The sequence below is a fragment of the Streptomyces sp. NRRL S-920 genome, from assembly GCF_000717945.1.
Taxonomy (GTDB): Bacteria; Actinomycetota; Actinomycetes; order Streptomycetales; family Streptomycetaceae; genus Streptomyces; species Streptomyces alboniger.
In genome coordinates, this window is record NZ_JODF01000035.1 from 1 (window position 1) to 14051 (window position 14051).

Annotated in this window: 12 protein-coding genes; 6 read left to right on the top strand and 6 right to left on the bottom strand. The window is 70.3% G+C overall.

Going from position 1 to position 14051, the window contains the following annotated elements:
- The first annotated feature begins 198 nt into the window (after window positions 1–198).
- Window positions 199–870, top strand: a complete 672-nt coding sequence (locus tag IG54_RS0123820; protein ID WP_030788004.1) for an HAD family hydrolase — start codon at window positions 199–201, stop codon at window positions 868–870.
- Between the two features lie 478 nt (window positions 871–1348).
- Here IG54_RS0123820 and IG54_RS0123825 read toward each other — a convergent pair whose 3' ends face one another.
- Window positions 1349–1915 carry a DJ-1/PfpI family protein gene (locus IG54_RS0123825; RefSeq protein WP_030788007.1) on the bottom strand — a complete coding sequence of 189 codons (567 nt, stop codon included), beginning with the start codon at window positions 1913–1915 and terminating at the stop codon, window positions 1349–1351.
- Between the two features lie 480 nt (window positions 1916–2395).
- Between IG54_RS0123825 and IG54_RS0123830 the strand changes: the two genes are divergently transcribed.
- Window positions 2396–7339, top strand: coding sequence for an NAD-glutamate dehydrogenase (locus IG54_RS0123830; protein ID WP_030788009.1), 4944 nt, complete (start codon window positions 2396–2398; stop codon window positions 7337–7339).
- A gap of 134 nt (window positions 7340–7473) precedes the next feature.
- On the opposite strand, the gene IG54_RS0123835 is transcribed toward IG54_RS0123830, so the two are convergent.
- A complete protein-coding gene (locus IG54_RS0123835; RefSeq protein ID WP_030788013.1) occupies window positions 7474–7746 on the bottom strand; it encodes a GlsB/YeaQ/YmgE family stress response membrane protein in 273 nt (90 codons plus the stop codon).
- A 122-nt stretch (window positions 7747–7868) separates the two neighbouring features.
- Between IG54_RS0123835 and IG54_RS0123840 the strand changes: the two genes are divergently transcribed.
- The 4 genes from IG54_RS0123840 to IG54_RS0123855 all read left to right on the top strand — a co-directional run bounded on the left by IG54_RS0123840 (window position 7869) and on the right by IG54_RS0123855 (window position 11627).
- A complete protein-coding gene (locus IG54_RS0123840) occupies window positions 7869–8417 on the top strand; it encodes a phosphatase PAP2 family protein (protein ID WP_030788016.1) in 549 nt (182 codons plus the stop codon).
- Window positions 8418–8852: 435 nt separating this feature from the next.
- Window positions 8853–9602, top strand: coding sequence for a polyprenol monophosphomannose synthase (locus IG54_RS0123845; RefSeq protein WP_199809583.1), 750 nt, complete (start codon window positions 8853–8855; stop codon window positions 9600–9602).
- Window positions 9599–10147 (top strand): GtrA family protein, encoded by a 549-nt coding sequence (locus tag IG54_RS38205; RefSeq protein WP_030788022.1) that lies wholly within the window; start codon window positions 9599–9601, stop codon window positions 10145–10147. Before IG54_RS0123845 ends, IG54_RS38205 begins: the two co-directional genes overlap by 4 nt.
- A complete protein-coding gene (locus IG54_RS0123855; RefSeq protein WP_030788025.1) occupies window positions 10131–11627 on the top strand; it encodes a hypothetical protein in 1497 nt (498 codons plus the stop codon). The genes IG54_RS38205 and IG54_RS0123855 overlap by 17 nt, the downstream gene beginning before the upstream one ends.
- A 26-nt stretch (window positions 11628–11653) precedes the next feature.
- Here IG54_RS0123855 and IG54_RS0123860 read toward each other — a convergent pair whose 3' ends face one another.
- Genes IG54_RS0123860 through IG54_RS0123875 form a run of 4 tightly spaced genes read right to left on the bottom strand, consistent with a single transcriptional unit; the run spans window position 11654 to window position 13934 of the window.
- The gene (locus tag IG54_RS0123860) at window positions 11654–12298 is read right to left on the bottom strand and encodes a dihydrofolate reductase family protein (protein ID WP_030788029.1); all 645 of its coding nucleotides are present in this window, start codon (window positions 12296–12298) and stop codon (window positions 11654–11656) included.
- Window positions 12283–12570 carry a hypothetical protein gene (locus tag IG54_RS38210; protein ID WP_030788032.1) on the bottom strand — a complete coding sequence of 96 codons (288 nt, stop codon included), beginning with the start codon at window positions 12568–12570 and terminating at the stop codon, window positions 12283–12285. Before IG54_RS38210 ends, IG54_RS0123860 begins: the two co-directional genes overlap by 16 nt.
- A gap of 45 nt (window positions 12571–12615) precedes the next feature.
- Entirely contained in the window at window positions 12616–13395 is a 780-nt protein-coding gene (locus IG54_RS0123870) for a GntR family transcriptional regulator (protein WP_030788035.1), read from the bottom strand.
- Window positions 13392–13934, bottom strand: coding sequence for a GntR family transcriptional regulator (locus tag IG54_RS0123875; RefSeq protein ID WP_030788038.1), 543 nt, complete (start codon window positions 13932–13934; stop codon window positions 13392–13394). Before IG54_RS0123875 ends, IG54_RS0123870 begins: the two co-directional genes overlap by 4 nt.
- Window positions 13935–14051 lie beyond the last annotated feature (117 nt).

Consider the following 14051-nt stretch of genomic DNA (forward strand, 5'->3'; position numbering starts at 1 on the left):
GTTGTGGGGGGTTGTAGGCCGCCCGCTTCGCGGCGGATGTTTCCCACCCGCCCGCCCGTCTCGCTGCGATGACATGGCGAGGTAGGGGCGGGTCGGGTCGTCGGCTCGCTGGGGTGGCGTTTCGGTGGGGGGTCTGGCTGGTGCCGTCGTGTCAGGGTGGGCGCCCGCCCAGTCCCTCGGGGAGGGTAAATTTCAGGGATGGGGACGCGGCGCGGGGCGCACATCGTTTGGGACTGGAATGGGACCCTCCTGCATGACATTCATGCGGTGATCGAGGCGACCAATGCCTCCTTCGCGGAGATCGGGATCGAATCGATCACGCTGGAGCGGTACCGGGAGCTGTACTGCGTGCCGATTCCGCTCTTCTACGAGCGGCTGATGGGGCGGCTGCCGAGTGAGAGCGAGTGGCGGGTCATGGACGCCGTCTTCCATCGGCACTACTGGGCTCGGGCCGAGGCCTGCGGGCTCACCGAAGGGGCCGCTCAGCTGCTCGCCGGGCGGCGGGCCGACGGGCGTACGCAGTCGTTGCTGTCGCTCGCTCCGCACGAGCATCTGGTGCCGATCGTGCGCAGGCACGGCATTCATGAGCACTTCGTGCGGATCGACGGGCGGACCGACGATTCGCACGCCGGCAAGGCCGAGCGCATGGTGCGGCACCTCGCCGCGCTGGAGGGTGTCGTCGCCGCCGTCGAGCGGGTCGTCGTGATCGGGGACGCGGTGGACGACGCGGTGGCCGCCGCGCACGTGGGGGCGCGGGCCGTGCTCTACACCGGGGGCTCCCACAGCCGGCGGAGCCTGGAGGTCGCCGGGGTGCCCGTCGTGGACAGCCTGGAGGAGGCCGTACTCGTCGCGGAGGGGCTTGCCGCCTGAGGAGGCCGTGTTTGGCGCGGTGGGGCTCGCCGCCTGAGGATCCCGTGCTCGTCGCGGATCCGCTCGCCGTCTGAGGATCCCGTGCTCGTCGCGGATCCGCTCGCCGTCTGAGGATCCCGTGCTCGTCGCGGAGCGCTCGCCGCTTGAGGATGCCGTCCTTGTCGTGGAGCGGCTCGCCGTCTAAGGACACCGTGCTCATCGCAGAGGGGTCGCCGTCTGGGGAAGGCCCTATTCGTCGTGGCGGGGCTTGCCGCCTGAGGATGCCCTGCCCGTCGCGCAGCCGCTCGCCGCCGGAGGACGGCCGTACTCGTCGCGGAGCCGCTCGCCGTCTGAGGATGCCGCGCCCGTCGCGGAGGGGCTCGCCGTCTGAGGGTCCCGTGCTCACCGCGGAAGGGCCCGCCACCCGGGAAGGCCCGCTCGTCGCGAAGCCCCTCCCCGCCTGACGACGTCCGTGGGCCGGCACAAAGCACGCCGTCCCTCAAGTCACCGGCGCCTTCGCCCTGAGTATCGTCAGGAACTCCCTCATCCAACCGGAGTGGTCCGGCCACGCGCGGGCCGAGACCAGGGTGCCGTCGACTACCACCTCCGCGTCCTGGAAGGTCGCGCCCGCCGTCTGCATGTCCAGTTCCAGTGCCGGGTACGCCGTGACCCTGCGGCCGCTCAGGGCGCCGATCGCCGCTGTCAGGAGCGGGCCGTGGCAGATCTGGGCCACCGGCTTGTCCGCGTCGAAGAAGGACTTGAGGATCTTGCGTAGCTCCGGGTCGTTGCGCAGGTACTCCGGGGCGCGGCCGCCCGGGATCACCAGGGCGGCGTACTGGCCGGGATCCACTTCGGAGAACGCGAGGTCCGCGGGCCAGGTGTAACCCGGCTTCTCCGTGTACGTGTCGAAGCCCGGTTCGAAGTCGTGCACCACGAACCGCAGCGTCTTGCGGGCGGGGGCCGCGATGTGGACGTCGTACCTCTCCTCGCGCAGCCGCTGGTAGGGGTAGAGGACCTCCATCGACTCGGCCGCGTCGCCGGTCACAATCAGGATCTTGGCTGCCATCGGTGCTCGCTTCCGGAGTCCGTCGCGCATGTCCTTTGTCCGTCTTGCTCAACGTGCACGCCCGTGTCCCGTTTGCCAAGAGGGCCGGCACCAGGGGCGCTCCCGGCGGCACTGTGCAGACCATCCAGGTTCCGCCCCTGGTTTTGTATACAAAAGGCTCGTGACTCTTACCCATCGCGGAGCGATAGCCTTGACCCGTGATCAGCGCGATATCCCGCGGAGGCATCGGTGCCTCCGCCCTGCGCCCGGGGAACACGGAGGACATCCGTGCCCGGGACCTCGCTGACGCTTCTTCGCGGTGCGGCCGACCGGGCCGGGCGGGCCATCCGCCGACGGAACCGCCGAAAATGGCGGAAAGCCGACGGCTCTTCCCGCATCGCGGCATAACGTCGAACAGGCCGGAGACCCCGTCCGAGGGCGTTACGTCACTTCACTTCCTTCTACGTCGCGCAATGGCGCGCGACAGGAGCCAAGAGGACAATGCAGACCAAGCTGGACGAAGCCAAGACCGAGCTGCTCGCGCGGGCCGCCCGGGTAGCTGAGAACAGCCCGGTCGGGGGGCGCCTGCCGAGCGGTGCACCGACCGGGGAGACGAGTGAGGCCGCGCCGGACCAGGACACGGCTCTCGCGTTCCTCCGGCGCTACTACCTGCACACGGCCCCCGAGGACCTGGCCGACCGCGACCCGGTCGACGTCTTCGGTGCCGCTTTCTCCCACTACCGGCTCGCCGAGAACCGCCCCCAGGGGACGGCCAACGTACGGGTGCACACCCCGACGGTCGAGGAGAACGGCTGGACGTGCAGTCACTCCGTGGTGGAAGTCGTCACCGACGACATGCCCTTCCTCGTCGACTCCGTCACCAACGAACTCTCCCGCCAGGGCCGCGGCATCCATGTGGTGATCCATCCGCAGGTCGTCGTACGCCGTGACCTGACCGGCAAGCTCCTGGAGGTCCTGGCCACCGAGCCGGTCAGCGAGCGGCCGCACGACGCGCTCGTCGAGTCGTGGATCCACGTCGAGATGGACCGCGAGACCGACCGCGCCGACCTGAAGCAGATCACCGCCGATCTGCTGCGGATCCTGTCCGACGTGCGCGAGACCGTCGAGGACTGGGAGAAGATGCGCGATGCCGCCCTGCGCATCGCCGACGAGCTGCCCTCCGAGCCCACCGCGGACGACCTGCGCGACCAGGAGGTCGACGAGGCCCGCGAGCTGCTGCGCTGGCTCGCCGACAACCACTTCACCTTCCTGGGCTTCCGTGAGTACAACCTCACGGACGACGACTCGCTGGCCGCCGTCCCCGGCACCGGCCTCGGCATCCTGCGCGCCGACCCGCAGCACGGCGACGACCACCACCCCGTCAGCCCGTCCTTCAACCGGCTGCCCGCCGACGCGCGCGCCAAGGCCCGCGAGCACAAGCTGCTCGTCCTGACCAAGGCCAACAGCCGCGCGACCGTGCACCGCCCCAGCTACCTCGACTACGTCGGCGTGAAGAAGTTCGACGCCGAGGGCAACGTCATCGGCGAGCGGCGCTTCCTCGGCCTCTTCTCGTCCGCCGCGTACACCGAGTCCGTGCGCCGCGTGCCCGTCATCCGTCGCAAGGTCGCCGAGGTCCTCAAGGGCGCGGGCTTCTCCGCCAACAGCCACGACGGGCGTGACCTCCTCCAGATCCTGGAGACCTATCCGCGCGACGAGCTGTTCCAGACCCCGGCCGACGAGCTGCGCTCCATCGTGACGAGCGTCCTCTACCTCCAGGAGCGGCGCCGGCTGCGGCTGTACCTGCGCAAGGACGAGTACGGGCGCTACTACTCCGCCCTCGTCTACCTGCCGCGCGACCGCTACACCACCGGCGTCCGGCTGCGGATCATCGACATCCTCAAGGAGGAGCTGAACGGCGCGAGCGTCGACTTCACCGCCTGGAACACGGAGTCGATCCTCTCCCGTATCCACTTCGTCGTCAGGGTGCCGAAGGGCGCCGAGGTCCCCGACCTCTCCGAGGCCGACGTCGAGCGCATCGAGGGACGGCTCGTCGACGCCGCCCGCTCGTGGGCCGACGGCTTCGCCGAGGCGCTGACCGCCGAGTGCGGCGAGGAGCGCGCCGCCGAACTCCTCCGCCGGTACGGGAGTGCCTTCCCCGAGGGCTACAAGGCCGACCACACCCCGCGCGCCGCCGTCGCCGACCTCCAGCACCTGGAGCAGCTCGTCCAGGGCGGCAAGGACTTCGCGCTCTCCCTGTACGAGCCGGTGGGCGCGGCCCCCGACGAGCGCCGCTTCAAGATCTACCGCTCCGGTGAGCAGGTCTCCCTCTCCGCGGTGCTGCCCGTCCTCCAGCGCCTCGGCGTCGAGGTCACCGACGAGCGCCCGTACGAGCTGCGCTGCTCCGACCGCACGCACGCGTGGATCTACGACTTCGGGCTGCGCATGCCCAAGTCCGCGAACGGCCACGGCGACTACCTCGGCGACGACGGCCGCGAGCGCTTCCAGGAGGCCTTCGCCGCCGCCTGGACCGGTGCGGCCGAGGTCGACGGCTTCAACTCGCTGGTCCTTCGCGCGGGCCTCAACTGGCGTCAGGCGATGGTCCTGCGGGCCTACGCCAAGTACCTGCGCCAGGCGGGCTCGACGTTCAGCCAGGACTACATGGAGGACACCCTCCGCAACAACGTCCACACCACCCGGCTGCTCGTCTCGCTCTTCGAGGCGCGCATGTCGCCGGACCACCAGCGTGCCGGGACCGAGCTGACCGACGGGCTCCTGGAGGAGCTGGACGGGGCGCTCGACCAGGTCGCCTCGCTCGACGAGGACCGGATCCTGCGGTCCTTCCTCACCGTCATCAAGGCGACCCTGCGGACCAACTTCTTCCAGCGCACGGAGAGCGGCGAGCCGCACGCGTACGTCTCCATGAAGTTCGACCCGCAGGCCATCCCCGACCTGCCCGCGCCCCGCCCCGCGTACGAGATCTGGGTGTACTCGCCGCGCGTCGAGGGCGTGCACCTGCGCTTCGGCAAGGTCGCGCGCGGTGGTCTGCGCTGGTCCGACCGGAAGGAGGACTTCCGTACGGAGATCCTCGGCCTGGTCAAGGCGCAGATGGTCAAGAACACCGTCATCGTGCCCGTCGGCGCCAAGGGCGGCTTCGTCGCCAAGCAGCTGCCCGATCCGTCGGTGGACCGCGACGCCTGGCTGGCGGAGGGCGTCGCCTGCTACAAGACGTTCATCTCGGCGCTGCTCGACATCACCGACAACCTCGTCGCCGGCGCGGTCGTGCCGCCCTCGGACGTGGTGCGCCACGACGAGGACGACACGTATCTGGTGGTCGCGGCCGACAAGGGCACGGCGACGTTCTCGGACATCGCCAACAAGGTCGCCGAGGACTACGACTTCTGGCTCGGCGACGCGTTCGCCTCCGGAGGTTCCGCCGGATACGACCACAAGGGCATGGGCATCACCGCCCGCGGCGCCTGGGAGTCCGTGAAGCGGCACTTCCGGGAGCTGGGCTGCGACACCCAGTCCGAGGACTTCACGGTCGTCGGCGTCGGCGACATGTCCGGTGACGTGTTCGGCAACGGCATGCTGCTCTCCGAGCACATCCGCCTGATCGCAGCCTTCGACCACCGGCACATCTTCATCGACCCGAAGCCGGACGCCGCGACCTCCTACGCCGAGCGCCGCCGCCTGTTCGAACTGCCGCGCTCCTCCTGGGCCGACTACGACAAGGAGCTGCTCTCCACGGGCGGCGGGATCTTCCCCCGCTCCGCCAAGGCGATCCAGCTCAACGCCCACATCCGCGAGGCCCTCGGCATCGAGACCGGCGTCGCCAAGATGACCCCGGCCGACCTGATGAAGGCCATCCTCCAGGCGCCCGTCGACCTGCTGTGGAACGGCGGCATCGGTACGTACGTGAAGTCGTCGGCGGAGTCGAACGCCGACGTCGGCGACAAGGCGAACGACGCGATCCGCGTGAACGGCGCCGACCTGCGCGTCAAGGTCGTCGGCGAGGGCGGCAACCTCGGTCTGACCCAGCTGGGCCGCATCGAGTTCGCGCGCGCGGGCGGCCGCATCAACACCGACGCCATCGACAACAGCGCGGGCGTGGACACCTCCGACCACGAGGTGAACATCAAGATCCTGCTCAACGCGGTCGTCACCGACGGCGACATGACCGTCAAGCAGCGCAACAAGCTGCTCGCCGAGATGACCGACGAGGTCGGCCATCTGGTGCTGCGCAACAACTACGCGCAGAACACCGCGCTGGGCAACGCCGTCGCCCAGTCGCCGTCCCTGCTCCACGCCCACCAGCGCTTCATGCGCCGGCTCGGCAAGCAGGGCCACCTCGACCGGAGCCTGGAGTTCCTGCCCAACGACCGGCAGATCCGTGAACTGCTCAACTCCACGCGCGGTCTGACCCAGCCCGAGCTGGCCGTCCTCCTCGCCTACACGAAGATCACGGCGGCGGAGGAGCTGATCCAGACGACGCTGCCCGACGACCCGTACCTGCGGCGGCTGCTGCACGCGTACTTCCCGCAGGCGCTGCGCGAGAGGTTCCCCGAGCAGGTCGACGGGCACGCGCTGCGCCGCGAGATCATCACGACGATCCTGGTCAACGACACCGTCAACACGGGCGGTTCGACCTTCCTGCACCGGCTGCGGGAGGAGACCGGGGCCTCCCTGGAGGAGATCGTGCGGGCCCAGCTGGCCGCGCGGGAGATCTTCGGGCTCAGCGAGGTCTGGGACGCCGTCGAGGCGCTCGACAATGTCGTCGCCGCCGATGTGCAGACCCGCGTACGGCTCCACTCGCGGCGCCTGGTCGAGCGCGGCTCGCGCTGGCTGCTCAACAACCGGCCGCAGCCGCTCCAGCTCGCCGAGACCATCGACTTCTTCAGTGCGGGCGTCGCGCAGGTCTGGGACGCGCTGCCGACCCTGCTGCGCGGCTCGGACCTGGAGTGGTACCTGGGCATCCGCGACGAGCTGACGGGCGCGGGCGTGCCCGACGAGCTGGCCACGCGCGTCGCCGGGTTCTCGTCCGCCTTCCCCGCGCTCGACATCGTCGCGGTGGCCGACCGGGTGGGCAGCGACGCGATGGCCGTCGCCGAGGTCTACTACGACCTCGCCGACCGGCTGCGGATCACCCAGCTCATGGACCGCATCATCGAGCTGCCGCGGGCCGACCGCTGGCAGTCCATGGCGCGTGCCTCCATCCGCGAGGACCTGTACGCGGCGCACGCCGCGCTGACGGCCGACGTGCTGGCCGTGGGCAACGGCGCGTCGACGCCCGAGCAGCGCTTCAAGGCGTGGGAGGAGAAGAACGCGCCGATCCTGAGCCGGGCGCGGACGACGCTGGAGGAGATCCAGAGTTCCGACGCGTTCGATCTGGCGAATCTGTCGGTGGCGATGCGGACGATGCGGACGTTGCTGCGTACGCATTCCTAGGCGTTGCCGTCGGCGGTATCCGATATCCGGTATCCGGTACTACCCGGTATCCGGTACGTGAAAAGGGGGCGCCCCGAGCCTTATGGCTCGGGGCGCCCCCTTTTTGCTCTCCCCTATGGGGCAGGCGCGGCGGGTCAGGCGTGTCGTCGCGCTCCGCGGCGGGCCCACAGCGGGGTGACCAGCGCGATCAGGGCGGCGGCGACACCGATCTGGAAGATGTGCCTGATCCAGTCGATACCACCGGTGTCACGTACGCCGAAGGCGCTGGCGAGCGCGTTTCCGATGACGGCGCCGAGGATACCGAGGATGACCGTCAGCCAGAGGGGAATGGGCTGGCGGCCCGGCAGGACGAGTTTGGCGATCACGCCGATGATGAGACCCGCGATGATGGCCCACAGGAATGACACGTCAGCTCCTCCATCTGTTGCCAAAAACTTTTTGGAATCTGCAACACCAGGTGCCCGGGAAACCGGACCGTATGCGTGCCGCTTTCGTGCATGGCGGGAACGGAAGCGGGAAACTGGCTCACATGATCGGCTTGGCGGACATCAAAGAAGGCGATGAACGGCTCACCCGACGCATGGCCCACTGGACCTCACCGCTGACGCGCCGAGTACTGCCGGCCGTCGAGGCCGCGGCCGAGCACACCAAGCTGTGGTGGGCCGCGGCGGTGCTCATGTCCGCCACCGGCGGCTACCGGGAGCGGCGGGCCGCGGTGGCCGGACTGGCCGCCATGGGGATCGCGGAGCTGGCCTCCAACGCGGTGTGCAAGCAGCTCTACGAGCGGCGCAGGCCGCCGAAGGAGCTGATTCCGCACGACGGTGTCCACGATCGCCCCGACAGCTCCTCGTTCCCCTCCGGGCACACCGCCGCCGCCGTCGGCTTCACCGCCGCCGTGGCCGGCTCCTCCCGCGGATGGGGCGCCACCTGCGCGGTCCCGGCGGCGGCGGTCGCGGTCGAGCGGGTGCACTCCGGGGCGCACTACCCCAGCGATGTGGCCGTCGGTGCTGTGATCGGCGTGGCCAGTGCGTGGCTGGTCCACCGGGCTCCCGGGCTGGTGCTGCGCCACTGGTCGTGAGGGCGGCACGTCCGGGGCGCGGGGCCTGAGGCTGCGGGGCCGCAGGTCGCGGGGGCGCCGGGCAACGTGGAGCGGCCCTCCGGCGTCTTCGGTGGTGGATCTCGTATTGCCGCTCGGCGGATCTCGTGTTGCCGCTCGGCGGCCGCGGAGGTACGGCCACCGGCGGGCGGAGGTTTCCTTGGCCTGATTGGTTGTCCGCGTGGCGCGGAATGGGTGATGAGATTCGCCATATCCCACCAATTCGGGCATTTGGTCTAAGGTGGGTGAGATTGTCTGACGGAGGTACGAGATCCACAGCCCAGGGAACCGGACCACCCATCGACCGCGGACCACCGAAGGGCCCCAGCCGTGACCGTGAACACCCCCGAGAACCTCTCCGACGGCCTCGCCGCGAGACTGCCCGAAACCTGGGCCGCCACTGCGCTGACCGTCGTGATGCCGACGTACAACGAAGCGGGGAACCTGCCCGGCATGGCCGAGGCCCTGATGGCGCTCCCGCTGCCCGGACTGCGCCTCCTCGTCGTCGACGACTCCAGCCCCGACGGCACCGGCGAGATCGCCGAGCGTTTCGCGGAGCGGTACGGCAGCGCCCGGATGAGCGTCCTGCACCGCACCGAGAAGGACGGCCTCGGCCGGGCCTACGCGGCAGGGATGACGCGGGCCGTCGCCGAGGGCGCGGAGTACGTCCTCCAGATGGACGCCGACGGCAGCCACCCCGTGGCGAAGGCCGCCGAGTTGCTGGGCGTCGCCCTCGCCACCGACGCGGGCGTCGTCATCGGCAGCCGGTATGTGCAGGGCGGCACGCTCTCCGACGCCTGGGGCGCCCACCGCAAGCTGCTCTCCCGCTGGGCCAACGCCTACGCGGGCACCATCCTCCGCACGCGCGTCCGTGACATCACCGGCGGCTTCAACATCTGGCGCGCGGACGCCCTGCGCGCCATCGATCTGGCGTCCGTGGACAGCGCGGGCTACAGCTTCCAGGTCGAGATGAAGTACCGGGCGCTGCGGCGCGGCTTCGGTGTCATGGAGGTGCCGATCCACTTCGAGGACCGCACGGTCGGCGAGTCGAAGATGAACCTGATGGTGCAGCTGGAGTCGATCGTCATGCCGTGGAAGCTGCGGCTGGGGGCGCTCGGGGTCCTCGGCGCGAGAGCCTCGCGGCCCGGCGCGGGGGTGCGCGGATGACGGGGCCCGCGCTGCGGGAGGCGCCGGCCGGCGAGTCCTTGCCCGCATCCGCATCCGCGTCCGCGTCCCCGTCCGTACCCGCACCGGCATCGGCGCCCGCCGTGGTGGCCGCGCCCGCGCCCGCTTTCGCCCGCCTGCGCCGGCTGTCCCTGGAACTCGTCAAGTTCGGCCTGGTCGGCGGCAGCGGTGTCGCCGTCAACCTCGTCGTCTTCAACCTCCTTCTGCTCGGCCTCGGCTCGCGCCCGATGACAGCGACGGTCCTGGCCAGCTGCGTGGCCATGGGCACCAACTACCTCGGCTTCCGCTTCTTCGCCTACCGGGACCGCGCCTCGCGCACCAAGCGGCAGATCGCCCTCTTCTTCGTCTTCAGCGGCATCGGCGTGGCGATGGAGAGCGTCCTGTTCTACGCGGCGTACCACGGCGCGGACATGAGCGGGCCGCTCGGCTCGAACATCGCCAAGGCGCTGTCGATCGTGCTGGCCTCGGCGTTCCGTTTCCTGGTCTACCGGACGTGGGTCTTCCAGCACGATGCGCGCCGCAAGTAGGGCCGACATACGGGCCTCGCGTACGGCTCCCCCGCCAGCCCTCCTCCTCCTGGCCCTGCCCCTTCTGACCCTGCTCCTTCTGGTGATCGTCCGCCTGCCCTGGGCGGGCGACCTCGGCATCCACGCGGCGACGATCGAACGCCTGCGCGGTGACCTCCTGAACCCCGGCAATCCGCTGGTCGACGCCGACACCCCGAGCCCCTATTACTCCCCCTGGATGCTGCTCCTCGGCTGCCTGGCCAAGGTGACCGGCCTCGGTACGTTCGTGGTGCTGCGGGTGGCCGCGCTGGTCGGGTTCGGCCTGCTGGTGACGGGCGTACGACACTTCGTACGTACGTTCAGCACGCGCCGCGGGGTGACGCCGCTGGCGCTCCTCTGCCTGCTCCTGCTCTGGGGCCCGGGGCTCTTCAACTGGAGCGGGTTCCTCGGCCTCAACTCCCTCGCGCTGACGATCTCGTACCCGAGTACGTTCGCGCTCGGGCTCTCCTTCCACTTCTGGGCGCTGGTGCGCAAGTCCCTGGGGGATGGCGGGTGGCTCGTCTTCGTCGGCCTGGGGGCGCTGTGGTCCGTGATCCTCCTGTGTCACCAGTTCACGGGGGTCGTCGCGACGTTCGGGGCGCTCGCGATGGTCCTGGGGGCGCGGCCGTGGCCGGCCCGGCCGGTGCTGGTGCGCCTGGCCGGGGGCGTGGCGTTCGGGCTCGCGGTGCTGGCGGCATGGCCGTACTACTCCTTCTTCGGCCTCATGGGGGTCGGCGGCCTGGAGGAGATACACCGCTCGCTGTACCGGAACCTCCTGCCGCACTTCGGACTCGCGCTGCTGGGGGTGGCGGCGCTGGTCCTGCGATGGCGCAGGGACCACCGCGATCCCCTGGTCCTCTTCTTCGCGCTCGGCGCGGCGATGTTCGCGGCGGGCGGCCTGACCGGCCACTACTCGTGGGGCAGGGTGCTGCCCGCGGCCCTCGTCCCCGCTCAGCTGGCGGCGGCGCTGGAGGCCTTCGAGCCGGGCGCCGCACGACGGGCCTTCAGCGGACTGCTGGGCGTGGCTCTGCTGCTGGGCGCGTGGACGCAGGCGGGGACGCTCGGGTACGTGGTGCCGCGTGGGGTGTTGCCGGGGCCGGTGGCCGCCAAGTACAAGGCCCCCTGGTCCGGCTACGACTGGCTGGCCCCGCGGGTCCGCCACGGGGACGTGGTCATGGCGAAGACGTTCCCGTCCCGCCAGATCCCGGCGTACGGCCCCTACACGGTGGCCCCCGGCTACCCCGACTTCTTCCTGCCGGACCAGGAGGCGCGAACGGAGGCGGTACGCGCCTATTTCGCCCCCGCGACCCCGCGCACGGAACGGCTCGGCATCCTGCACCGGTACGGGGCGCGGTGGGTCGTGCAGTACCCGGGGGACGGGGGCCTGCGCCCCGGGGACCCCGCGCTGCGGGTGGCGGGCGCGGGGCCGAGGGGGCAGGTGCTGTACGAGGTGGTGGGCTGAACCCGGGCCCGCGCGAGGCGCCCGTCTCACCTGCGCCAGAACAGGTGATGCGTGACGCCGCTCGGGCTGGGGACGACCTCCTGGTGGAACCGGTCGAGCAGCTCATCGGGCGACTTCCACAGCCGCACCCCGGATCCCAGCTCCACCGGAGAGACGGCCACATGCATCGTGTCGACGAGGCCCGCGTCGAGGAATTCCTTGATTGTGGTGGCCCCGCCGCCGAGCCGGACGTCCTTGCCGCCGGCCGCTTCCCGCGCCTGTTCGAGGACGTGGGCCGGTTCGCCGTCGACGAAGTGGAACGTGGTGTCGGAAAGCGTGAACGAAGGCCGCGTGTGGTGGGTCATGACGAACACCGGCGTGTGGAAGGGAGGCTCATCGCCCCACCAGCCGCGCCACTCATGGTCCTGCCAGGGCCCGCGCTGGGGCCCGAACTTGTTGCGGCCCATGATCTCGGCGCCGATGTTGTGCGTGAAGTCCCGGGTGAAGTAGTCATCGAGACCACGGCTGCCTCCGGGTTCGGTACGCCCCGGCCAGCTGGCGGTGGCGCCGGCCCAGGAGACCAGGTCCCCGGGGTCGGCGTGCCCGAAGGGCCTCTCCAGACTCTGGTGCTCACCGGCACCGAATCCGTCCATCGAGACGCAGAAGTTCTGCACTTTCAGCAGCTGTGGCATGGGTTGAGTGTCTCCTCTGGCGTTGTCCGACGAGGGGGAGACTGGTGGGGCGGCGGGAACTCATCGGTGGCGCGTACGAGGACGTGCTGCCTGATCCGTCCCTCCTCCTGCAATCCGGCGCGGAGCAGCGTCTTGTGGGAGGCGGTGTTCAGGGGTGCGCGGGCTGCCCACACGCGGTGCAGGCCGAGGTCGTCGAAGGCGAGGCCCAGGAGGATGCCCACGGTTTCCGTGCCGAAGGCCAGGCGGGCGCTGGTGTGCTCGACCGGATGCATGGGCGGGACCCTATCGGGCCGGTGCGGGTAGCGCGGGTCGAGGACTCATTCGGGTGTGAACTCGTACTGCACTTCGTAGAGATGGCCTGCCTTCACCATGACCGTCGCCTCGATGGGGCGGTCCTCGTCGCTGTAGACGACGCGCAGGGTGCGCAGTACGGGCAGGTCGCTCGGGAGGCGCAGGGCCTGGTACTGCTCCTGGGTGGGGACCCTGGCGGAGATCCGGTCCACGCTCAGGCGGGGCGGGAAGCCCAGTTCGGCGAGGAGGGCCGGGGTGCCGCCCCGGATCTTCTGCTTGCCCATGATGGGCGTGCCGTGGGCAAGGCTCAACGGGTAGTAGGACGTGACCAGTTCGACCGGCTCGTCGTCCAGGAAGAGGATCTGGCTGCGGAGGGCTGCCGATTCGCCGTCGGAGAGGTGCAGGGCCGCCGAGACGTCGGCCGGAGGCCGAGTCTCCGTCACTTCCAGCAGCGTGCTGTGCGCGCGGGCGCCGTGCTTGGCCGCCTCGGTGAGCCAGCGGTAGGGCTCTCCGGGCGGCGCCGGGGCCATGTATGAAGCGGGCCGCATCGTCCGTTGCCGGTGCTCGCGCACGGTGACCGCCGCACCGGCCCGGCCGACGACGAGCCGCTCGTCCTTGAGGAGGTGCAGCGCCTTCTGGATCGTGGCGTTGGACGCGTCGAACCGCTCTTTGAGTCGGCTCGTGGAGGGCAGCTTCGAGCCCGGAGCGAGGTCGCCGCTCATGATCTCGTCGCGGAGATCGGCGGCGATCCGCTCGTGCAGGGAGCGGTGGTCTCTCGTGCCGTCGTCGATGTGGGGCACTGTCATCCGATCCTGATCTCGTAGCGGAGCCGCTGGAGGTGGGCGGGCATGACCATCATGTCGACCTGGATCGGCCGGTCATCGCCGTCCAGGGTGACCCTGTTCAGTCGGAGGACCGGTTCGTCGCCTCCCAGGCGCAGGGCTTCGCGTTCGGCGGTATCGGGCATGCGGGCGGTGACGTCCTCGCGGACACGCACGCCGACGTGCCCGAGTTCGGCGAGGAGCGTGACGGCTCCGCCGCGGATCTTCCCGGTCCCGGCGAGGCGGGTCCCGCGGGCGATCTCCGCGGGGTAGTAGGTGTCCGTCAACTCGCAGGGTACGTCGTCGAGTTCGATGACCCTGCGGCGTACGACCACTGGTTCTCCGGCCGATACGCCGAGCAGGGCGGCGACTTCCTTCGGCGCGGGCACCTCGCCGGCGTGCACGATGCGCTGGCTGCCCCTGCCGCCCCGCGCGGCGGCCTCTTCGCCCCAGGCTTCGGGCTGCCCCTTCTCCCGCGGTGCCAGGTACGGCATCGAGGTACTGACCCACGCGCTGTCCTTCATGGCGTCCTCCTGCTGACCGATCTGCTGACCGATGGGCGGCGACCCTGCTCGGGTACACGGTAAGCAAATCACGCCGAGTACCCGCCTTGGCCTAACCTTGCTGCTTTTCGCGAATAG